The following is a 20,195-nucleotide window of genomic DNA, read 5'->3' as shown; positions in this document are numbered from 1 at the left end:
TACGCTGTTTCGCATTCTCTCTATTCCGGAATCCGCTCCATGACTTTGCTTCAGCTTCTCGCGCAGCGTGCCGCCGCCGCGTTTGCCGCCATTGGCGCGCCAGACGCGCAACCGGCCGTGCAACCGGCCTCTCGGCCGGAGTTTGGCGACTACCAGATCAACGGCGTAATGGCCGTTGCCAAGGCCCAGAAAGCCAACCCGCGAGAACTGGCTGCACGCGTGCTGGAGCACCTGGATCTGGCCGGCATTGCCAGCAAGCTGGAGATCGCCGGCCCTGGTTTTATCAATGTCACACTGTCTGACGAATTCCTGGCCGGCCGCGTGCTGGCCGGCCAGCAAGACGTGCGTCTTGGCGCTGGCGTGGCGCACCCCGAAACGGTGGTGATTGATCTTTCCTCACCCAACCTGGCCAAGGAAATGCACGTAGGTCACCTGCGCTCGACCATCATTGGTGATGCGCTGGCCCGCGTGTTCGAATTCATGGGCAACAAGGTGATCCGTCAGAACCACGTCGGTGACTGGGGTACCCAGTTCGGCATGCTGACCGCCTACCTGTTTGAACAAGAATCGAGCAAGCCGGCCGAGATGGCGCTGCACGATCTGGAAACCTTCTACCGCGAAGCCAAAGGCCGCTTTGACGAAGACCCGGCGTTTGCCGACACCGCGCGTGATTACGTGGTGCGCCTGCAAGCCGGTGACACCCGCGTGCTGGCGTTGTGGGAGCGTTTTCGCGAGATCTCGCTGGCGCACTGCGCTGCCGTGTACCAGCAACTGGGCGTGAAGCTGACCGAAGACGACGTGATGGGCGAATCGGCCTACAACGACGATCTGGCCAATGTCATTGCCGACCTGAAAGCCAAAAACCTGCTGACCACCAGTGAAGGCGCGCAGGTGGTGTTCCTGGACGAATTCCGCAACAAGGAAGGCGAGCCGGCGGCCTATATCGTGCAAAAGCAGGATGGCGGCTATCTGTATTCCACCACCGACCTGGCCGCTGTGCGTTATCGCAACAACGTGCTGCATGCCGACCGCGTGCTGTACGTGGTCGATGCCCGTCAGGGGCTGCACTTCCAGCAAGTGTTTACCGTCTCTCGCAAGGCCGGTTTTGCCCGTCCTGAAATGCAGATGGAGCACGTGGCCTTCGGCACCATGATGGGCAAGGACAACAAGCCCTTCAAGACGCGGTCCGGCGGCACGGTCAAGCTGGTGGAGCTACTGGATGAAGCCGAAACCCGTGCTTTTGATCTGGTAACCAGCAAGAATGCTGATCTGCCCGAAGCGCAGCGCCGCAAAATTGCCCACGCAGTCGGCATTGGCGCCGTGCGTTACGCCGATCTGGCCAAGCATCGCACCAGCGATTACGTGTTCGACTGGGACAGCATGCTGAGCTTTGAAGGCAACACCGCGCCGTATCTGCAATATGCCTATACGCGGATCGCCAGTATCTTCCGCCAGGCCGGCACGGTAGACGCCAGTGCCGCCCTGCATCTGGCCGACCCGGCAGAACACGCGCTGGCACTGACGCTGGCGCAGTTCCCGGAACAGCTGCAACAAGTGGCGCAGGAAACCGCGCCGCACTTCCTGTGCGCATATCTGTACACGCTGGCCACGCGCTTCTCGCGCTTTTACGATGCCTGCCCGGTGCTCAAGTCTGAAGGCGCCACCCGCGCCAGCCGTCTGCGTCTGTGCGCTGCCACCGCGCGTACCCTGCAAACCGGTCTGTCGCTGCTGGGCATTGAAGTGCTGGAAGAGATGTAAACCGTCAGCGCAGCTTCATCGCAAAAAAACGGCCGGGTTCACCGGCCGTTTTTTTATGGGTGCAATACAACCACTCAGGCGGGTTGTTGCGACACCGGGTCCAGCGCCTTGCCCACATCCAGCCAGGCGGCGTGGTGTTCGCGAATCAGTTGCACGGCGTCTTCAATGCTGTCGACCACCACCGGAATCTGCATATCGCGCTCGCCCGCCAGGCCCGCGCCATTGCTGACCATGTTCAGGCTGGCCCAATCGACCAGCCCGTGCCACATGTCACCGATCAGGATCAGCGGGGTGTCGTACAGTTTGCGTACCTGCAACAGCTGCCAGACCATGGAGAGTTCCAGCAGCGTGCCAATGCCGCCCTCGGTCACGATGAACGCGTTGGAGCGCTGGACAAAGTGATGCAGGCGCGAGAAGAACGTCTTGTGTTCATACGCGCGGCCGACAAAGTCGTTCACGTGTTGTTCAAAATCCAGATCAACCCGGATACCGACCGAGGCGTCCGGATCATCCGGTTTTGCCTGGCGGGCGCCTTCGTTGGCCGCCTGCATCAGCCCCGGGCCGCCGCCCGTGACAATGCGGCAACCCATGGCCGCCAGTTGCGACGCGAGTTGCTTCACGGCTTCATAAGACGGCGTGTCTTCCTGGATACGGGCAGAGCCAAAAATGGTGACGTGATACTGGTCGGTGTGGGCAGGCCGCAGGCGGGAGAGGTCGTCCACGGTGTCCCACAGCTTGAGAACGGCATCTGAAACAATGCGCAGGGCTTCGGCGTCATCGACCACGCCGACGGGTTTGTTGTTGGGATTGATCATGATGTCCTTAACGATCTGCGCCGGCGTCACCCGGTCTGTTCGGCTGCCGGCAGCTTGATCTGCCGGCAGGGGAAAGGGCAGTCTAGCGGCATCGGCCCGGCTTTCAAAGGGCTTTCATGAAGATAGAAGGCCTATCGGGAAAATGTCACGCTATCGAAAATGGGTGAAGGCTTGCCTGCGCGATACAATGGCAGCCGATCAACCCGCTTTTTTACATAAACCGCTCATACGGGACCCGACATGAAGATGCGCCAGCTTTGCACTTTGTCTTTGTTGCTGTTGCCCATGGCCAGTGCCTGGGCCGCCGGCGCCGGCGTACAACGCCTGCGTTGCGATGTACTCAGCCCGGACAAACCGCCGCGCACCAGTTATCTGACCGTGCAAACCGTGGATATGGGCAATTACTGGTTCTGGCGTGCCGATGGCGATTGCGCCACGTTCCTGGTCGACAGCCCGCGCTCCAGCACGGTTGCGCCGACGTATTTCCCCAAATCACTGCCCGGGGGCGACTGGAAAGACAAGCTGGTGATCGATTTCACGGGTAAAGGCGGATATGGCCTTGGCACCGGCCAGTTGCGTTATCACGTTTCGCCCGGACATATGACGGGTGGCGGCCAGGATATGGACGTCGACGTGAAGATCAACCACCAGGTTGCCGGCGCGCAAAATGAAAACCAGTACGAGGAAGAATCTGCCCTGACCTATGTGCCGGCAACCGGCGCGCTGCTGCGCATGAGCGGCAAGGTCAAGGGGCTTTCCAGAGAGTGGAACTCGTTTACCGTGATCAATTGCAGCACCGCCGGGGTGAACTGCCCGGGTGGCGCACCAGCGGCGGCGCAAGCCGCGCCGGAATCGGCGGCCTCGCCGGAACCGGCGTATGACAAGGGTGGCGGTCAGGCCGAAGTGCAGATCAAGCCGCTGGCGCCCTGAGTGCATCACCTGGGTTAGAATCAACCATCAACGGGCGCGCCGGTGCGCCCGCTCTGGTCTGGCAGGCTCATGAATACACAAGAATTTCTGGATTACGCTGAAGATCGTTGCCGTGAACACGGTACGCGGCTGACCACCATCCGCCGTCAGGTGCTGGAACATATTGTCGAGCAGCCTGGCTATAGCAAGGCGTATGACGTGCTGGAAGCATTGCGCCCGGAAACGGCCTCGTTGACGCCGCCCACCATCTACCGGGCGCTGGAGTTCCTTGAGGCCGAGGGCCTCGTCCACCGGCTTGAGGTGGTGAACGGTTACGTGGCCTGCCAGCAGCACGACCACACGCATGAAACGCTGTTCATCATTTGCCCGTGCTGCGGCAAGGTGGCCGAAGCACGCGGCGATACCTACGCCGCCTTCTTCAAGGGCATTTTGGTCGATAACGGGTTTGGCGCGGTACCGCAGCATCTTGAGGTCAAGGCCTACTGCAATGAATGCCAGGCCACGGGCGCCACGTGCGTGCATGAAAACATGGCGCCGCACCGGCACCATCACGGGCACGATCACTGAGCGGATCAGCCCCTGCGTTACGTCCCGCGTGGCGCAAAAAAGATAATGGCCATGCCGGCCAGCGACACCAGCGCCCCGATGGCATCCCAGCGATCGGGGCGCACGCCTTCTACCAGCCACATCCAGGCCACGGCCACCATCACATAGACGCCACCGTATGCCGCATAGGTGCGCCCCGCGCCTGTCGGATGCAGGGTGAGCAAGCCGGCAAACGCAGCCAGACTGATCAGGGCGGGGATCAGCAACCAACTGGGAGCGCCTTTGCGCAGCCACAACCAGGGCAGATAGCAGCCCAGGATTTCCGCCAGTGCAGTGATGATGAACAGGGTCAGTGTTTTCAGTGCGAGCATGACAATATCATCCGGGTGATGACGTAATTATCTATATGTGAAGCGGTTTGACCGCCCTTGTGTAGCTATTTAGTCCATATGACCACTGGCTTGTGTCCATACGAAAACTAATTTATTAGTAATAATATCTATGCGGGTCTGGAAGGCGCTACAATGCCAGTCCGGTCATGCCCCGAGCATGGCATGATGAACGATTCTGCCGGCCTCTGCCCAGCCGTCGCCGGTAGCCCCAAGCTCAGGAGTTTTGATGTTTGATCCCGTCGATCACCCGCATCGCCGCTACAACCCGCTGACCGGGCGGTGGGTGCTGGTTTCTCCGCATCGGGCCAAGCGCCCCTGGCAAGGCCAGATGGATGCACCGGTTGTTGAAGCCCGGCCCGCCCATGATCCCACGTGTTACCTGTGTGCCGGTAACCAGCGTGTCTCTGGCGATCACAATCCCGATTACAAACACACTTATGTGTTCGGCAATGATTTTGCCGCGTTGCTCAACGACACCCCGGCACCGCCGGACAACCAGGACCCGCTGTTTCGCGCCAGTGCCGCTCGGGGTCTGGCACGGGTGATCTGTTTCTCGCCTGATCACAGCAAGACGTTGCCGGAACTCTCGCTGGATGATCTGGGCTACGTGGTGAACACGTGGTGCGAGCAAGTTGCAGAACTCTCGGGCGAGTGGGAGTGGGTGCAGGTGTTCGAGAACAAGGGCGCGGCGATGGGCTGCTCCAACCCGCACCCGCATGGCCAATTGTGGGCCAGCAATTTCCTGCCGACCGAAGTGGCGGCAGAAGACGAACACCAGGCCGCGTGGTTTGCCGGGCACGGCACGCCCATGCTGCTTGATTACATCCAGCGTGAGCAGGCCGATGGCACGCGCACGGTGGTGGAAACCGAACACTGGATTGCCGTGGTGCCGTACTGGGCCGCCTGGCCGTTCGAGACGCTGCTGACGCCCAAGGCCCATGTCACGCATCTGGACAAACTGGGTGCCGCGCAAAAACAGGATCTGGCCGTGATCATCAAGAAGCTGACCACGCGCTACGACAACCTCTTCAATACGTCTTTCCCGTATTCGATGGGCTGGCACGGGGCGCCATCCAACGCGCTGAACGATGGCGCGCACTGGCAACTGCATGCGCATTTCTATCCGCCTTTGCTGCGCTCGGCCTCGGTGCGCAAGTTCATGGTCGGCTACGAAATGATGGCGGAAACCCAGCGGGACATTACCCCCGAACAAGCGGCTGCACGTCTGCAGCAATTATCTGAAGTGCATTATCTGCAAAACGAAAAGGGGCTGTGATGCCTGGTCCGGATATGCGCGTCAATGCGCGCTTTATTGAAACGTTTGGGGTGCTGCCGCGGCACATCGTGCAGGCGCCTGGTCGCGTCAACCTGATCGGTGAACATACCGATTACAACGATGGCTTTGTGTTGCCGTGCGCCATCAACCACTTCACCGCGATTGCGTGTTCCCCGCGTGATGACAACACGGTGCGCGTGGTGGCGGCCGATTATGAAAACCAGGTCGACATGTTCTCGCTCGATGACGAAGTCGGGCAGGCCAAAGACATGCTCTGGGCCACCTATGTGCGCGGCGCCATTGTTTACCTGAAAAAGCGCGGCTACCGCTTTGGTGGCATGGATATGGTCATCAGCGGCGATATCCCGCAAGGCGCGGGCCTGAGTTCTTCTGCCTCGCTGATGGTGGCGGTGGGGCAGGCGTTCAAGACGGCGTATGAACTGGAACTCTCGCCCGCTGACAACGCGCTCAATGCCCAGAAGGCCGAGAACGAGTTCGTGGGCTGCCATTGCGGCATCATGGATCAACTGATCTCTGCCAGTGGCCAGCCAGAACACGCGCTGCTGATTGATTGCCGCTCGCTGCAAACGCGTTCGGTATCCATGCCGGCCGGTTACACCGTGCTGATCCTCAATTCGCGCATCCAGCGTGGTCTGGTGGGCAGCGAGTACAACACCCGCCGCCGCCAGTGCGAAGAAGCCGCCGCGTTTTTTGGCGCGAAGGCGCTGCGTGATGTCACGCTGGGCCAGTTGCAGGCCGCCGTCGGCAAACTGGACCCGGTGGTGTTCCGCCGCGCGCACCATATCATCACGGAAAACCAGCGCACGCTGGATGCCGCCGAGGCACTGGCCAGTGGTGACATGACCCGCATGGCCGTGCTGATGGCCGAATCGCATGTATCGATGCGCGATGACTTTGAAATCACCGTGCCGCTGATCGATGAGCTGGTCGACATCGTCAAGCTGGTGGTGGGCGCTGAGGGTGGCGTACGCATGACGGGTGGCGGCTTTGGCGGCTGCGTGGTGTCGCTGGTGCCCGATGCCATGGTCGAAGACGTCAAGGCTGCCGTGGCGGAGCACTACCGCAACGCGCAAGGCTTGCCGGCAGAGCCCTACGTTTGCCACGCCAGCGCTGGCGCCAGCGAACTGTGAGCCACGCATGAGCATCAGCCCGGAGGTGTTGTTCCGGCGTTGCGGTCATAGCGGCGTCAAGCTGCCGGCCGTTTCGCTGGGTTTGTGGCACAACTTTGGCGACAACCGCGCCATGGTGGATATCCGGGCCATGCTGCACCGCGCCCTCGATCTGGGCGTGGTGCATATGGACCTTGCCAACAATTACGGCCCGCCGCCTGGCAGTGCCGAAACCCGGTTTGGCGAGGTCCTTTCCAGCAGTTTGCGCGGTCATCGGCACGAACTCTTTATCAGTACCAAGGCCGGCTATGTGATGTGGCCGGGGCCGTATGGCAACTGGGGCAGCCGCAAGAGTCTGCTGGCCAGCCTGGATCAAAGCCTCAAGCGCATGCGGCTGGATCACGTTGACCTGTTTTACTCGCACCGTCCGGACCCTGAAACACCGGTGGAAGAAACCATGGCGGCGCTGGATGCCGCCGTGCGCCAGGGCAAGGCGCGCTATGTGGGTTTGTCCAATTACACCTTGCCGCAAACCATTGCGGCTGTCACAGCCCTCAAGCAACTGGGTACGCCATGTCTGATTCATCAGGCGCGGTATTCCATGTTCGAGCGCTGGGTAGAGGGCGGTCTGGTGGATTACCTCAAGGCCGAGGGCATCGGGCTGATTGCCTTCAGCCCGCTGGCGCAAGGGCTGCTGACTGATCGCTATCTGGATGGCCTGCCGGAAGGCTCACGCGCCATGGACCCGGACAGCCCTTTTCTCACGCCGGAAAAAGTCCTGCAACGCGTGGCCAAGGCCCGGCAACTCAATGCCCTGGCGCTGGCACGCGGGCAGTCACTGGCGCAAATGGCGCTGGCCTGGGTGCTGCGCAATGCAACCTCGGCCATTATCGGCGCCAGCCGTGTCGCGCAAATCGAACACAATCTGGCCGCGCTGAACCACACCGCCTTCGGTGACGACGAGATCGCCCGGATTGAAGCCATCCTCGCGCAGGCTGATTGAACGGGCGTAAGAATACCCATCTGGCATCTTGAGCCCGTGATGTCGCCAGGCCGGGCAAATCCGTGTCGGCAAGCACCGAGTCAGCCGTAAGACGCCTTCTGATATACTGCGGCGCTCCCGAACCGCATGATTGCCTGATTACCCCGACGGCCCCGCCATGTTCTTGCTCTTGCCTTTGCAGATCACTGTTGTGATTGCCGCATGCCTTGCTGCGGGCTGGCTGGCGCGCCGCAGTGGCCAGCCACGCGTGGTGGGTGAGATGGCGGCTGGCTTGCTGCTGGGCCCGTCGGTACTGGGCGCGGCGTTGCCGGCGGTATCGGGCTGGTTGTTTCCGACACAGGGTATGGCCGCGCTGGGCTGGGTAAGCCAGGCGGCGATTGCGCTGTTCATGTTTTCGCTGGGTCTGGAACAGCAGGCCAGCGTGATGCGCCGGCAAAAGTGGACGGTGATCGCGGTCAGTCTCTGCGGCATTGTGTTGCCGTTTGCACTGGGCTGTGCGCTGGCGCTGTGGTTGTACCCGCAATACGCGCAAGGCCAGGTGCCGCAACTGGCTTTTGTGCTGTTTACCGGTACGGCGCTGAGCATGACTGCGCTGCCGGTGCTGGCCCGTATCCTGCGCGAAAAAAACCTGCTGGCCACCGAGGCCGGCGGTATCGCCATGGCCGCCGCCGTGTTCAGCGATATTTGCATGTGGGTGCTGCTGGCGGTCGTCCTGATTTTCTGCAAGCCTGGCGCGGGTCAGTTGCCCAGTGTTGTGCTGGGTCTGGCCTGGGTGGGCTTCATGCTGTGGCTGGTGCGTCCGGCCCTGGCAAAACTGGTGCAGTGGCAGCCGTCATTGCAGGTTTATCTGATCACGAGCCTGATGGTGCTGATCAGCTTTGCCTGGCTGGCTGATCACCTGGGTCTGCATATGTTGCTGGGTGCCTTTCTGGCTGGCGTGGTCATGCCGCGGCATCCGGTACTGGTGCCCCGGGTGTTGCGCCTTGTGGCGCGGCCCATGGTCTGGGCGCTGCACTTGTTTTTTGCCTTCACCGGCTTGCGTACGCATTTGCAACTGACCGGCATGACCGACGTGTTGCTGGTCGCCGCGGTGATTGGGGTGGCCTGCGCGGGCAAGGCGGGTGGGGCGTTTATCGGGGCGCGGATGACGGGTTGTACCGCCGCAACCTCGGCCTTGGTCGCGGTGTTGATGAATGCCCGCGGCCTGATGGAACTGGTGATTTTGAATATCGGCATGGACCTGGGGCTGCTCACCGCGCCGGTCTTTGCCGCAATGGTGTTGATGGCCTTTGTCACCACGCTGATGACCGGGCCGCTGGTCAACCTGTTACAGGTGTGTCGTCAGCGCAAACTGCAAGACGGCCTGCAGTATTGAGTACACACGCGGGCTATGGCAGCATGGGCGCGCTTTTTGGCGGCAGCATCATGTTTTTAATGGATTTTCCGCGTTATATGCGACTGCGACGCGATCTTGCCAGGGTGGGTCGGTAGTGGATGCATTGCAATTCGGGCTGGAAAGCTGGGCCGCCTGGGCGCCGGACCTGACCAGTGCGCAAGCCTGGCAAGACTGGGCCGCACAGGGCGCGCCGGCGCGTGCGCCGGAAGGTGCTGAGCCCGGTGTCGCAGGCATGCCACCCATGTTGCGCCGACGCGCGCAGCGTCTGGGGCGCATGGCGCTGGAAGTGCTGTATCAGTCTGAAGCGGACAGTGCGGCCAATATCGTGTTTGCGTCGCGCTTTGGCGAGATCCAGCAATCGACGGCCTTGCTGCGTGAACTGGCGCGCAGCCACGCGGTATCGCCCCAGGCATTCAGCATGTCGGTGCATAACGCGGTGGCTGGTTTGTACACCATTGCCCGCAAAGAGCCGGCCCGCGTCATGGCGCTGGCCGCAGGCACGCAAACGGCGCAGGCCGGTTTGTTTGAGGCCGCCATGCAAGTCACCGATGGCGCACCGCGCGTGCGTCTGGTGTTTTGTGATGAACCGCTGCCGGCGCTTTACAGCCCGTTTGCAGAACCGGAAACGCCCGCGTTTGCCATCATGCTGACGCTGGTGCCAGGGGATGACTATGCGTTGTCCTGGCAACTGGAAGAAGCCGCCAGCGATGCCAACGCGCTGGATGTGCTGCGCTTTGTGCTGACTGAGGCGCCGCAGCTCTCGTTGACGAAGTCTGGCTGGGTCATGACAAGGCGCGCATGAAGAACGCATTGTCCCGGTGGTGGCGTGCTGCGGTATTCGGGCTCTGTTTTGCCCTGTTCGGGCTGGGCTGCGCGTTGATCGGCCTGTTTTTGTGGCCGTTGTCGCTGTTGTTGCCGCGCCATGGCTGGCGTGAAAAAACCGCCAAGAATTTTATCCGCCGCGCCATCGGTTTGTTTGTGTGGATCATGCAGATGACGGGTGCCATGAACCTGACCGTTCAGGGCGCCGAAAAACTGCAGCGCGAAGGGCTGCTGGTGCTGGCCAATCACCCGTCGCTGATTGACGTGGTGATCTTGATGTCGCTGATCCCGCGGCCCGATTGCGTGGTCAAGGCCGCGCTGTGGCGCAACCCGGTGACGGCAGGCCCGGTGCGTCTGGCCGGGTATATCAGCAATGCCACCGGCCCGCAGCTGGTGGCGGACGCCGTCAGCTCCATGGAGCGCGGCAACAATCTGATCGTGTTTCCGGAAGGCACGCGCACCGTGCCAGGCGGGGACATGCGGTTTCAACGCGGTGCTGCCAATATTGCAGTGCGCGGCCAGCGGCTGATTACCCCTGTGGTGATTACCGTGTCGGAACAAACGCTGACCAAAGGCAGCAAGTGGTATCGGCCACCACCCCGTCGCCCGCACTTTCATGTTGAAGTGCTGGATGATGTGGCGGTCGGGACCTTAGTCGCGGGTACAGAAGAGCCCGCACTGCAGGCACGCTGGTTGACCACGTGGCTGGAGCAGTTTTTCAAGAGGGAGATAACCGGATATGGACCCGCTGATCGCTGAGATCAAAACACTGATCATCGAGAGCCTGAATCTCGAAGAAATAACCCCGGACGACATCGACGCCGATGCGCCCCTGTTTGTAGATGGCCTGGGCCTGGATTCCATCGATGCGCTGGAACTGGGTGTGGCGCTGCAAAAGAAATATGGCCTGAGTTTTGCGGCTGATTCAGAAGAAACACGGCGGCATTTCGCGTCGGTCAGCGCGCTTGCTGCGTTTGTGGGCAGCCACCGGACGAAGTAACAGATAACAAATGCAGATTGCTGGCAAAGCGCCGGCAAAACCACCTGCCGCCGCAAGGATGAAGCCATGAGCACTGTGACAAGCATGACCAAAGAAGAAATCTATAACTGGATCGCCAAAGATCTGGTCGAGTCGTTTGAGACCGATCCCGCCCGCATCAGCCCGGATGCGCGCCTGTATGAAGATCTGGATATCGACAGCATCGACGCTGTCGACCTGATCGTGAAACTCAAGCAAGTCACCGGCAAGCGCCTGCAGCCCGAGGCGTTCAAGTCGGTGCGCACGATCAACGATGTGGTGGAAGCTGTTTACCAGCTGATCCAGCACTAAGCGGTATTGCGACGATCACCTTGTTGCTGGTCTGCTGATATGCCCGCATGGCTTGCCGCGCTTGCCGGCCTGATCATTCCTGCGCTGTTCTGGCTGTTTCACGCCCTGGGCTGGCCGCTCTGGCTGGTGGGTGTCGTGTTGCTGCCGTTTGCGTGGCGCCGTCGCGCCCTGTTGCCGGGTTTGTCCTGGCTGGCGCCGGCTGCGGCAGTGTTCGGCGTACTGGCCTTGCTGCTGCGCTCTGATTTGCCGGTGCGCTTGTACCCGGTGCTGGTCAACCTTGCCATGCTGATTGTTTTTGCGCTGAGTCTGAAAGCGCCGCAAACCATGATTGAACGGATTGCCCGTCTGACTGAACCTGATCTGCCGGAATCCGGCGTGCGTTACACCCGCCGTGTCACGGTGGCCTGGTGCGTGTTTTTTGCCGCCAACGGGCTGATTGCGCTTGCCACTGCGCTGTATGGCGATGCGCGGGTGTGGTCTATCTATAACGGCTTGATCGCCTACGGGCTGATCGGGCTGATGCTGGGCGGCGAATGGTTGATTCGCCAGCGGGTGCGTCGTCATGGCTGAGTGTTTCTCTCTGGTGACGGGGGCGCTGGCCGGGGCGGATGATCTGCCGCTGGCGTATGTCCGTGGTGCGTTGATCACGCGTGGCCAGTGGCGGGCCGATGTTGCCCGTGCGGCCGCCACGCTCTTTGCACTGCCCGCCGGCGATGTCGCGCTCTACAGCACGGATTGCTATCAGGCCTGCGTCTGGCTGCTGGGTGCCTGGCATGCCGGCCGCTGTGTCATCTTGCCGGGTGACAACACGCCGCAAACCACCGCGCGGGTCAAAGCCCTCTCGGTGGCGCTGGTGGGGGAGTTTGCCGACGCCGACATCACCCGTTGGGCTGATGCCGCGCCACTCACCCTGACCGCATTGGCTCCTGAACTGCGCGCGGTAGAAGTGTTTACCTCTGGCTCGACCGGGGAACCTGGCCGCATTCCCAAAAAACTGGCGCAGCTTGATGACGAAATGCGCGCGCAGGAGGGGGTGTTCGGCGGGCAGATATCCCGCCAGGCGTGCGTGGTGGCCACGGTCTCGCAACAGCATCTGTATGGTTTGTTGTTCCGCATTATCTGGCCGCTGGTCGCCGGCCGGCCATTTGCCGCGCACCTGCTGACCTTTGCCGAAGAACTGGCGCAATGGCCCGGCAACACGCCGCTAGTGCTGGTCAGCAGCCCGGCGTTTCTCAAGCGCCTGCCTGATCAGGTGGATCTGAGTGCATTTGCCGCCCGCTGCCAGGCGGTGTTTTCGTCAGGCGGCCCGCTGCCGGCCGCCGCTTCGCATCATCTGCGGGAACGCACCGGCCTTGCCACGCGTGAGATTTTCGGGAGTTCGGAAACCGGCGGCATTGCCTGGCGCAATCACCCTGATCACCCGTGGCAAGCGCTGCCGGGGGTGGACGTGGCGCAAACAGAAGACGGCCTGCTGCAATTGCGCTCGGCCTATCTGCCGGACGCCGCCTGGTACGTCACCGCTGATCGCATGCGCTTTGATGCCGATGGCCGCTTTGTCTTGCTGGGCCGGGCTGACCGCATTGCCAAAATTGAAGAAAAACGGATATCGCTCACCGCGCTGGAAACGGCGCTGTTCAGCACCGGCCTTGTCAGCGAGGCGCGGGTGATTGTGCTGGAAGGCGCCCGGGTTGAACTGGGCGCGGCCCTGGTATTGAACGACGCCGGCCAGCGGCAACTGGCGCAGGCCGGGCGCAAGGCGCTGATCCATGCGCTGCGTGAGCATCTGGCGCAAGGTGTGGAACGGGTGGGTTTGCCACGGCGCTGGCGCTTTGTAGAGGCCTTGCCCCAGACCAGCATGGGCAAAACCACCGAACTGGATGTACGCATGTTGTTTGAAAAACCGCGCTGGCCGCAGGTCCTGGCCACGCACACCACCGAGGACGCGACTGTTCTCACGCTGGCCATTACGCCTGATCTGGCCCATTTTGAAGGCCATTTCAAAGAGGCCGCCGTTTTGCCCGGAGTGGCGCAACTGCACTGGGCCGTGCATTTCGGCCGGGCGCTGTTTGCCATGCCGCCTGCGTTTAAAGGCATGGATGCCATCAAGTTCCAGCACGTGATCCTGCCGGGAGCCGAAGTCACGCTGACCTTGCGTTACCGCGCCGACAAGCAGCAACTTGCGTTCAGTTACAGCACGGGCGGGCGCACGCATTCCAGCGGCCGGATTGTGTTTGGAGAGGCCGCATGAAGCTCGCCGTTGTCATCCCGGTGTACAACCATGAGCGGGCGATTGGTCAGGTGGTCGGCAAGCTGCGTGAGCTTGAGCTGCCCGTGATTCTGGTCGACGACGGCAGCGACCCGCTGTGCGCTGCGGTGCTGGATGAACTGGCCACGCAACCGGGCATGACGCTGACGCGCCACGCGCAAAACCTGGGCAAGGGCGCGGCGGTCATGACCGGCATGCGGCTGGCGGCCCAACTGGGTTACAGCCATGCGCTGCAGATTGATTCAGACGGCCAGCACGAGATCGCGGATTTGCCGCATATCCTCGCCCTGGCCCGGCAATATCCGGATGACGTCATCGCTGCGTATCCGGTCTATGACGCATCCGTCCCCCGGTCGCGTCTTTACGGCCGCTATGTCACGCACGTACTGGTGTGGCTCAATACGCTGTCCTTGCGCATCAAGGACTCGATGTGCGGCCTGCGCATCTACCCGCTGCCGCCCACGCTGGCGTTGATCGGCCGGGCGCATATCGGGCTGCGCATGGATTTTGATACCGAAATCCTGGTGCGGCTGGACTGGGCCGGCGTTCACGTCGTCAATACGCCGGTGCGGGTGAGCTACCCGCTTGATGGCGTCTCGCACTTTGATCTGCTGCGGGACAACCTGCGTATTACCGCCATGCACACACGCCTGTTTCTGGGCATGCTGCTGCGGCTGCCCATGTTGTTGTGGCGCATTCTCAATGGCCGCGCGGCCATGCGGAGAGCGTGATGCATTGGGCGCGCATCGGCGAGGCCGGTTTTGTCTCGGGCATGAAGTTCATGTTCATCGTTTACCGCAAACTGGGTCGCTGGCCGTTCCGCCTGATGCTGTACCCGGTGCTGGCCTGGTATGTACTGACGCGCCGCACCGCGCGGCTGGCCTCGCGCCAGTATCTGGCGCGGCTGCATGATTTCAGCGGCGGCCAGACACCGCCAGACAGCCTGTTGAACGTGCTGCGCCATTTCGCCGCGTTTGCAGAAACGCTGATCGACAAACTGCTGGTCTGGAGCGCGCCCGAGCGCATCGGCCCGGTGGCAGTGGAAGGCGGCGAGCCCTTGCTGCAATTGCTGGCAGAAGGGCGGGGCGGTGTGATCATCGCCTCGCACATCGGTAATTTCGAACTGTGCCGCGCGCTGGCCAGGCAACGCCGCGCCGCGCTCAAGTTGACTATCTTTGTGCATACCCGCCACGCCCAGCAATTCAACCGCGTCATGCGGGAACTGGCGCCCGACAGCCAGGTGGATTTGCTGCAAGTCACCGAGTTGTCCTCGGCCACGGCCATCATGCTGGCCGAACGCGTTGCCCGGGGCGAGTTCATTGTCATTGCCGGCGATCGCGTGCCGGTGTCAGACCAGGGGCGTGAGGTTGCCGTCCAGTTTCTGGGGCAGGAAGCGCCGCTGCCGGCTGGCCCCTATCTGCTGGCCGGCATTCTCAAATGCCCGCTGTTTGCGCTGATTGCCAGCAAGCGCGACGCGCAGACGCATATCACCATTCGCAAGCTGTCAGACCGGGTGTTGTTGCCCCGCCAGAACCGCATGGGCATGGCGGTGCAACTGGCCCAGCAGTTTGCCGATCTGCTGGCGCAAGAGTGCTGTATTGCGCCCTTGCAGTGGTTCAATTTCTTTCCTTTCTGGGCACAGCCGGGCACGGTGGTGTCGCGTGCAGGATCAGTCTCGTCATGAACAACATCGTATTTGGCCCGGCCCGTCTGACTATCGAAGACATTGTGGCCGTTGCGCGCCGCGCCCGTGCCGTGACCCTGGCCGATGACCCGGCGTTTGTCGCCCGCGTCAGCGCCGGCGCGGATTATCTGGACCGCCTGCTGACCGAGGAAGGCCTGATCTACGGCGTCACCACTGGTTATGGCGACTCGTGTACCGTCGGCATCCCGATGGATCTGGTCGCCCAGTTGCCGCATCACCTTTATACCTATCATGGCTGCGGTCTGGGCGAACTGTTTACCCCGCCGCAAACGCGCGCCATCCTGGCTGCCCGGCTGGCCTCGCTGACCCGTGGGTATTCGGGCGTCAGCATGGGGCTGTTGCAGCAACTCACGGCGCTGATCAGCCATGACATCCTGCCGTGTATTCCGGCCGAGGGCTCGGTCGGCGCCAGTGGCGATCTGACGCCGCTGTCTTACGTGGTGGCCGTGATGTGTGGCGAGCGCGAAGCCGTGGTCGGGCAACAGACAGTCAGCGCGGCCCAGGCTCTGGCCGCGGCCGGACTCACCCCGCTACAACTGCGCCCCAAAGAGGGCCTGGCGATGATGAATGGCACGGCGGTTATGACTGCACTGGCGTGCCTGGCCTGGGACAAGGCGCGTTATGTCTCGGCCCTGGCCACCCGCATTTCCGCACTGGCGGTGGCCGGTGCGGCCGGTAACGCCTATCACTTTGATGCCGCACTGTTTGCCGCCAAGCCGCACGCCGGCCAGCAGCGCGTGGCTGAACGTATCCGCAGCGATATCTCGGATGTGGGCAGCGAACAGCGCCTGCAGGACCGTTACTCGCTGCGTTGCGCGCCGCACGTGATCGGCGTGCTGGAAGACGCGCTGCCATTCCTGCGCGACACCATCGAGAACGAACTCAACAGCGCCAACGACAATCCGCTGATTGATCCGGACGAACAACGCCTGCTGCATGGCGGCCATTTCTATGGCGGCCATATCGCCTTTGCCATGGATAGCCTGAAGAATCTGGTCGCCAACGTGGCTGATCTGCTGGACCGGCAAATGGCGCTGTTGGTCGATGCCCGCTACAACCACGGCCTGCCGGCCAACCTGTCTGGCGCTACCGGCGCACGCGCGGCCATCAACCATGGCTTGAAGGCGCTGCAGATTTCGGTCTCGGCGTGGACGGCAGAGGCGCTCAAGCTGACCATGCCGGCCTCGGTTTTCAGTCGTTCTACCGAGTGTCATAACCAGGACAAGGTCAGCATGGGTACCATTGCCGCGCGGGATTGCCTGCGCGTGCTGCAGCTGACCGAACAAGTGCTGGCCGCCATGCTGATCACCGTGCGCCAGGCGCTGGTGCTGCGTGAGCGCGAAGGAGGCGCGACCGTGGCGCTTTCTGCCCAGGCGCAAGACTTTGTGGCTGCGCTGGCCGGGCCGATTGCGTTCATTGAAGAAGACGTGGCGCTGGAGCCCCTGCTGCGGCAGTTGCTGGTGTTGATTGGTGAACAAACCTGGAGCGTGTATGAGCCGGCCCATTCGTGAAGCCACGGTCACGCTGACCATCCCGTTTCATGATCTGGACCCGCTCAATGTGGTCTGGCATGGCAATTACGTGCGCTATTTCGAACATGCCCGCACGGCGCTGTTCCAGGCGTTTGATTACGACGTGCCGCAGATGAAGGCGTCCGGTTATGTCTGGCCGGTGATCGAACTGAATATCCGTTACGCCCGCCCGCTGGTCTATCAGCAGGAAATCACCATTACCGCCGGCGTGGTGGAGTGGGAAAACCGCGTCAAGGTGAACTACGAGATCCGCGACGCGCAAACCGGCGCGCGCCTGACCCGCGGCCACACCATTCAAGTGGCCGTCGACATGAATACCGAAGAGATGTGCTACGTCTCGCCAGCCATCCTTTATGAAAAACTGGGAGTGCCCCACCCGTGAAAACATTGTTGTTTGCTGCCTGCCTGTTGCTGGCGGGCGTCGCTCAGGCCGATGACGCGCTGTTCAAGGACATTGAAAGCAAGCTGGTGGATGCGCCGGTGATCCGCGGCCAGTTCACCCAGTCGCGCCAGTTGCAGGGCGTGAAAAAACCGCTGACATCCACAGGTTCGTTCCTGGTGGATAAACAGCGCGGTGTGATCTGGAAGGCCGAAAAACCGTTCCCCAGCACATTGCGCGTGACGCGCGGCGAGATACTGCAAAAGAACGGCGATCAGGTCATGATGAAACTGTCGGCCGACAAGGAACCGACGGTCAAAACCGTCAGTGGCCTGCTGTTTTCGCTGTTCTCTGGCGATGTCGGCTCGCTGGGCAAGGTGTTCAACGCCCAGGGCAATGTCAGCGGCAAGAACTGGAAGCTGGCGCTGACCCCCAAAGATGCCGCGCTGGCCAAGCTGATTGCCGGTATCCAGCTGCAAGGGGCGGGGACGGTGGAACACATCCAGTTAAATGCCGCCAGCGGCGACGTGACGCAGATCGACATGCATGACGTCACCACCGGCCAGAGCCTGACCGCGACCGAGAATGCCTTCTTTGAATAAACCTGGCCGTTTGCTGGCCGCATTGTGGCTGCTGGTGGTGCTGGCGCTGGGCCTGACACTGCTGCTGGAGCGCGGCACGCTGGGCCAGCGGATCGATACCGATCTCTTTGCCCTGTTGCCGCGTGACCAGCGCAACCCCATGGCCGAGGTCGCCCTGCAATCGCTGGCCAGGCAGGGCGAACGCCATCTGGTGTTCATGCTGGGCAATGCTGATCCAGACCGGGCTGCCGCTGCGGCGCGGATGTTTGAACAAGACATCGCGCAACTGCCGCTGACCTCGCAACCCTTGGGCCAGACGCTGTCTGCCATCAGCAATTTCTATGCGCCGTACCGGCACAATTTGCTGTCACCGGCGGATGCCGCCGCGCTGCAACAGCCAGATACCGACTGGACCCAACGCGCGCTGGCGGGGGCTTACTCGCCCGTGGCCGGCGCCACCCTGGCGTTCAAGGATGATCCGTTTGGCTTCTTTGGCAACTGGCTGCAAAGCCTGGCCGGTGCCAACAAGGTGCGTCCGCAAGACGGTTTGCTGCGGGCCTCCAGCCAGGGCATGAGTTATGTGGTGCTGCCGTACACGCTCAATGGCAACGCGTTCTCGCTTGGTTTGCAGGAACAAGTGCTGACCGGGCTGGAAGCCGCTGCGCAAAAACTCAAGGCGCAATACCCGGATGTCCAGTTGCGCCGCGCTGGCGTGGTGCTGCACGCGGCCACCGCGGCGCGCAGTGCCAGGGCTGAGATGTCGACCATCGGCGTGGGTTCGACCCTGGGCATCATTTTGCTGGCGCTGGTGGTGTTCCGTGGCCTGCGGCCCTTGCTGCTGGCGGCGTTGTCGGTGCTGGTGGGCAGCCTTGTCAGCACGGTACTCACGCTGGCCTGGTTTGGTCATATCCACATGCTGACACTGGTGTTCGGCACCAGCCTTGTCGGGGTGGCGGTGGATTACAGCTTGCTGGCGCTGGCGTCCGGCATTGATAGCACCGGTCCCGTTGCCGCGCGCTACCGCAAACTGTTGCCGAGCATGCTGTTTGCGGTGACGACCATGTCGCTGGGTTATCTGGGCCTGGCGCTGACGCCGTTTCCTGGTCTGGCGCAGATGGCCGTGTTTGCGGTGATCGGCATTGTGGGCGCCTGGCTTACCGTGATGCTGTGGTTCCCGGTGCTGGAAAAACAAGGCCTGCAATCGACCGCCCTGAGCCGCGCCATTGCCGGCTTGCTGGCACGCTGGCCGCGCCTGTACGGGCGGCGCTGGTGGTGGCTGTTGCCGCTGGCGTTGCTGATCGGCACCGGGCTGGCGCAACTGAAACAGAATGATGATATCCGTGCGCTGTCTGGCATCAACCCGCAATTGCTGGCAGAGCAGATCGACATCGGCCGCGTGATGGGGCTGCCCAGTCCGGCGCAGTTGTTCATTGTCAGCGGCGACACGCCAGAGCAAGTGCTGGAGCGCGAAGAAGCCCTGCGCGACAAGCTGGCCCCGTTGATTGCCAGTGGCCAGCTGGCCGGCGCCGAAATGGTCAGCCGCTGGGCGCCTTCTGCCGCCATGCAGGCGCGCAATGCGGCGCTGTTTGCCACGGCGATCGGGCAACGCCCGGGTTTGCTGGAACACCTGGCGGAGGAGATTGGCCTGGCGCCAGAGTGGGTGGCTGAACAACGCCATGCCACACCACCGTTGCGCTTTGAAGACTGGAGCAACTCCCCGGCCGCGCTGGCTGCCAGTTATCTGTGGCTGGGCCAGCAGAACGGCGGTTATGCCAGCATGGTATTGCTGGAGGGCCTGGGCGACAAAGCCGCCACCGCGCGCGTTGGCCAGATCAAGGTGCCCGGCGTGGTGTGGGTAGACAAGGTAGCGGAAATTTCTGACCTGATGACGCGTTATCGGCAATTGCTGACGCGCGTGCTGATCGGGGCCTATCTGGTGGCGTTTGCGGTGCTGTCGCTGCGCTACGGGCGCCAGACCTGGCGTATCATGCTGCCGCCCGCACTGGCAACGCTGACCACCCTGGCCATCATGGGCGCGGTGGGCATGCCCTTGCAGTTGCTCAGCATGGTGACGTTCTTGCTGGTGCTGGGTATGGGTATGGATTACGGCATTTTCTTGCTGGAACACCCGGACGACGGCCGCGTCTACCTGGCCGTCACGCTGGCCGCCATCTGCACGCTGTTGTCATTTGGCTTGCTGGCGCTTAGCCACACCCCGGCGCTGCATGCTTTTGGTTTTTCCACCCTGTGCGGTATCGGCCTTGTCTGGCTGCTGGCGCCCTTGTTTCGTCAAACCGCCATTGAACCTGTTGTGCCTGAAACCGGAAAATAACG

21 protein-coding genes are annotated in these 20,195 nt (G+C 62.0%); 19 read left to right on the top strand and 2 right to left on the bottom strand.

What is annotated here, in order from left to right; genetic code table 11:
* Window positions 1–39 precede the first annotated feature (39 nt).
* Window positions 40–1,758, top strand: a complete 1,719-nt coding sequence (gene argS, locus IEX57_RS11125; protein WP_188704381.1) for an arginine--tRNA ligase — start codon at window positions 40–42, stop codon at window positions 1,756–1,758.
* Window positions 1,759–1,832: 74 nt separating this feature from the next.
* Here argS and IEX57_RS11120 read toward each other — a convergent pair whose 3' ends face one another.
* On the bottom strand, window positions 1,833–2,573 hold the full coding sequence (locus IEX57_RS11120; RefSeq protein WP_188704380.1) for an LOG family protein: 741 nt from the start codon (window positions 2,571–2,573) through the stop codon (window positions 1,833–1,835).
* Window positions 2,574–2,813: 240 nt separating this feature from the next.
* On the opposite strand from IEX57_RS11120, the gene IEX57_RS11115 reads away from it, so the two are divergent.
* Window positions 2,814–3,503, top strand: coding sequence for a hypothetical protein (locus tag IEX57_RS11115; protein ID WP_188704379.1), 690 nt, complete (start codon window positions 2,814–2,816; stop codon window positions 3,501–3,503).
* A gap of 69 nt (window positions 3,504–3,572) precedes the next feature.
* Entirely contained in the window at window positions 3,573–4,070 is a 498-nt protein-coding gene (locus IEX57_RS11110) for a Fur family transcriptional regulator (protein ID WP_188694257.1), read from the top strand.
* 17 nt (window positions 4,071–4,087) lie between these two features.
* On the opposite strand, the gene IEX57_RS11105 is transcribed toward IEX57_RS11110, so the two are convergent.
* Window positions 4,088–4,420: a YnfA family protein gene (locus IEX57_RS11105; protein WP_188704378.1), complete on the bottom strand. Its 333-nt coding sequence runs from the start codon at window positions 4,418–4,420 to the stop codon at window positions 4,088–4,090.
* Between the two features lie 247 nt (window positions 4,421–4,667).
* Here IEX57_RS11105 and galT point away from each other — a divergent pair, with 247 nt between their 5' ends.
* From galT to IEX57_RS11025, 16 genes are all read left to right on the top strand, one after another.
* Window positions 4,668–5,717, top strand: coding sequence for a galactose-1-phosphate uridylyltransferase (galT, locus tag IEX57_RS11100; protein ID WP_188704377.1), 1,050 nt, complete (start codon window positions 4,668–4,670; stop codon window positions 5,715–5,717).
* A complete protein-coding gene (gene galK / locus IEX57_RS11095) occupies window positions 5,717–6,868 on the top strand; it encodes a galactokinase (protein ID WP_229708970.1) in 1,152 nt (383 codons plus the stop codon). Before galT ends, galK begins: the two co-directional genes overlap by 1 nt.
* Before the next feature lie 7 nt (window positions 6,869–6,875).
* Complete coding sequence (locus IEX57_RS11090; RefSeq protein ID WP_188704376.1) at window positions 6,876–7,850, top strand: aldo/keto reductase; 975 nt, start codon at window positions 6,876–6,878, stop codon at window positions 7,848–7,850.
* Between the two features lie 130 nt (window positions 7,851–7,980).
* On the top strand, window positions 7,981–9,225 hold the full coding sequence (locus tag IEX57_RS11085; protein ID WP_188704375.1) for a cation:proton antiporter domain-containing protein: 1,245 nt from the start codon (window positions 7,981–7,983) through the stop codon (window positions 9,223–9,225).
* A gap of 115 nt (window positions 9,226–9,340) precedes the next feature.
* Window positions 9,341–10,048 (top strand): beta-ketoacyl synthase chain length factor, encoded by a 708-nt coding sequence (locus IEX57_RS11080; protein ID WP_188704374.1) that lies wholly within the window; start codon window positions 9,341–9,343, stop codon window positions 10,046–10,048.
* A complete protein-coding gene (locus tag IEX57_RS11075) occupies window positions 10,045–10,827 on the top strand; it encodes a lysophospholipid acyltransferase family protein (RefSeq protein WP_188704373.1) in 783 nt (260 codons plus the stop codon). Before IEX57_RS11080 ends, IEX57_RS11075 begins: the two co-directional genes overlap by 4 nt.
* On the top strand, window positions 10,808–11,068 hold the full coding sequence (locus IEX57_RS11070) for a phosphopantetheine-binding protein (RefSeq protein ID WP_188704372.1): 261 nt from the start codon (window positions 10,808–10,810) through the stop codon (window positions 11,066–11,068). Before IEX57_RS11075 ends, IEX57_RS11070 begins: the two co-directional genes overlap by 20 nt.
* 84 nt (window positions 11,069–11,152) lie before the next feature.
* Window positions 11,153–11,398, top strand: a complete 246-nt coding sequence (locus IEX57_RS11065) for an acyl carrier protein (RefSeq protein ID WP_188704524.1) — start codon at window positions 11,153–11,155, stop codon at window positions 11,396–11,398.
* Window positions 11,399–11,437: 39 nt separating this feature from the next.
* The gene (locus IEX57_RS11060) at window positions 11,438–11,968 is read left to right on the top strand and encodes a COG4648 family protein (protein ID WP_229708969.1); all 531 of its coding nucleotides are present in this window, start codon (window positions 11,438–11,440) and stop codon (window positions 11,966–11,968) included.
* A complete protein-coding gene (locus IEX57_RS11055; protein ID WP_188704371.1) occupies window positions 11,961–13,646 on the top strand; it encodes an ApeI family dehydratase in 1,686 nt (561 codons plus the stop codon). The genes IEX57_RS11060 and IEX57_RS11055 overlap by 8 nt, the downstream gene beginning before the upstream one ends.
* Window positions 13,643–14,395, top strand: coding sequence for a glycosyltransferase family 2 protein (locus tag IEX57_RS11050; protein ID WP_188704370.1), 753 nt, complete (start codon window positions 13,643–13,645; stop codon window positions 14,393–14,395). The genes IEX57_RS11055 and IEX57_RS11050 overlap by 4 nt, the downstream gene beginning before the upstream one ends.
* Window positions 14,395–15,348, top strand: coding sequence for a lysophospholipid acyltransferase family protein (locus IEX57_RS11045; protein WP_188704369.1), 954 nt, complete (start codon window positions 14,395–14,397; stop codon window positions 15,346–15,348). Before IEX57_RS11050 ends, IEX57_RS11045 begins: the two co-directional genes overlap by 1 nt.
* The gene (locus IEX57_RS11040) at window positions 15,345–16,880 is read left to right on the top strand and encodes an HAL/PAL/TAL family ammonia-lyase (protein WP_188704368.1); all 1,536 of its coding nucleotides are present in this window, start codon (window positions 15,345–15,347) and stop codon (window positions 16,878–16,880) included. The genes IEX57_RS11045 and IEX57_RS11040 overlap by 4 nt, the downstream gene beginning before the upstream one ends.
* Entirely contained in the window at window positions 16,861–17,283 is a 423-nt protein-coding gene (locus IEX57_RS11035; RefSeq protein ID WP_188704367.1) for an acyl-CoA thioesterase, read from the top strand. The genes IEX57_RS11040 and IEX57_RS11035 overlap by 20 nt, the downstream gene beginning before the upstream one ends.
* A complete protein-coding gene (locus IEX57_RS11030; RefSeq protein WP_188704366.1) occupies window positions 17,280–17,882 on the top strand; it encodes an outer membrane lipoprotein carrier protein LolA in 603 nt (200 codons plus the stop codon). Before IEX57_RS11035 ends, IEX57_RS11030 begins: the two co-directional genes overlap by 4 nt.
* The gene (locus IEX57_RS11025; protein ID WP_188704365.1) at window positions 17,866–20,193 is read left to right on the top strand and encodes an MMPL family transporter; all 2,328 of its coding nucleotides are present in this window, start codon (window positions 17,866–17,868) and stop codon (window positions 20,191–20,193) included. Before IEX57_RS11030 ends, IEX57_RS11025 begins: the two co-directional genes overlap by 17 nt.
* Window positions 20,194–20,195: the final 2 nt, after the last annotated feature.

Source organism: Silvimonas iriomotensis, assembly GCF_014645535.1.
Lineage (GTDB): Bacteria > Pseudomonadota > Gammaproteobacteria > Burkholderiales > Chitinibacteraceae > Silvimonas > Silvimonas iriomotensis.
The sequence above is the reverse complement of the archived record's forward strand: the minus strand, read 5'-3'. Positions and strand labels throughout refer to the sequence as shown.

Excerpts from the sequence above, each read along its gene's own strand:
- IEX57_RS11065 (WP_188704524.1), top strand. The coding sequence starts at position 11,153 with ATGACCAAAGAAGAAATCTATAACTGGATCGCCAAAGATCTGGTCGAG.
- IEX57_RS11105 (WP_188704378.1), bottom strand. The coding sequence starts at position 4,420 with ATGCTCGCACTGAAAACACTGACCCTGTTCATCATCACTGCACTGGCG.
- IEX57_RS11055 (WP_188704371.1), top strand. The coding sequence starts at position 11,961 with ATGGCTGAGTGTTTCTCTCTGGTGACGGGGGCGCTGGCCGGGGCGGAT.
- IEX57_RS11035 (WP_188704367.1), top strand. The coding sequence starts at position 16,861 with ATGAGCCGGCCCATTCGTGAAGCCACGGTCACGCTGACCATCCCGTTT.
- IEX57_RS11070 (WP_188704372.1), top strand. The coding sequence starts at position 10,808 with ATGGACCCGCTGATCGCTGAGATCAAAACACTGATCATCGAGAGCCTG.
- argS (WP_188704381.1), top strand. The coding sequence starts at position 40 with ATGACTTTGCTTCAGCTTCTCGCGCAGCGTGCCGCCGCCGCGTTTGCC.
- galK (WP_229708970.1), top strand. The coding sequence starts at position 5,717 with ATGCCTGGTCCGGATATGCGCGTCAATGCGCGCTTTATTGAAACGTTT.
- IEX57_RS11090 (WP_188704376.1), top strand. The coding sequence starts at position 6,876 with ATGAGCATCAGCCCGGAGGTGTTGTTCCGGCGTTGCGGTCATAGCGGC.
- IEX57_RS11040 (WP_188704368.1), top strand. The coding sequence starts at position 15,345 with ATGAACAACATCGTATTTGGCCCGGCCCGTCTGACTATCGAAGACATT.
- IEX57_RS11060 (WP_229708969.1), top strand. The coding sequence starts at position 11,438 with ATGCCCGCATGGCTTGCCGCGCTTGCCGGCCTGATCATTCCTGCGCTG.
- IEX57_RS11045 (WP_188704369.1), top strand. The coding sequence starts at position 14,395 with ATGCATTGGGCGCGCATCGGCGAGGCCGGTTTTGTCTCGGGCATGAAG.
- IEX57_RS11110 (WP_188694257.1), top strand. The coding sequence starts at position 3,573 with ATGAATACACAAGAATTTCTGGATTACGCTGAAGATCGTTGCCGTGAA.
- IEX57_RS11115 (WP_188704379.1), top strand. The coding sequence starts at position 2,814 with ATGAAGATGCGCCAGCTTTGCACTTTGTCTTTGTTGCTGTTGCCCATG.
- IEX57_RS11025 (WP_188704365.1), top strand. The coding sequence starts at position 17,866 with ATGCCTTCTTTGAATAAACCTGGCCGTTTGCTGGCCGCATTGTGGCTG.
- galT (WP_188704377.1), top strand. The coding sequence starts at position 4,668 with ATGTTTGATCCCGTCGATCACCCGCATCGCCGCTACAACCCGCTGACC.
- IEX57_RS11050 (WP_188704370.1), top strand. The coding sequence starts at position 13,643 with ATGAAGCTCGCCGTTGTCATCCCGGTGTACAACCATGAGCGGGCGATT.
- IEX57_RS11075 (WP_188704373.1), top strand. The coding sequence starts at position 10,045 with ATGAAGAACGCATTGTCCCGGTGGTGGCGTGCTGCGGTATTCGGGCTC.
- IEX57_RS11120 (WP_188704380.1), bottom strand. The coding sequence starts at position 2,573 with ATGATCAATCCCAACAACAAACCCGTCGGCGTGGTCGATGACGCCGAA.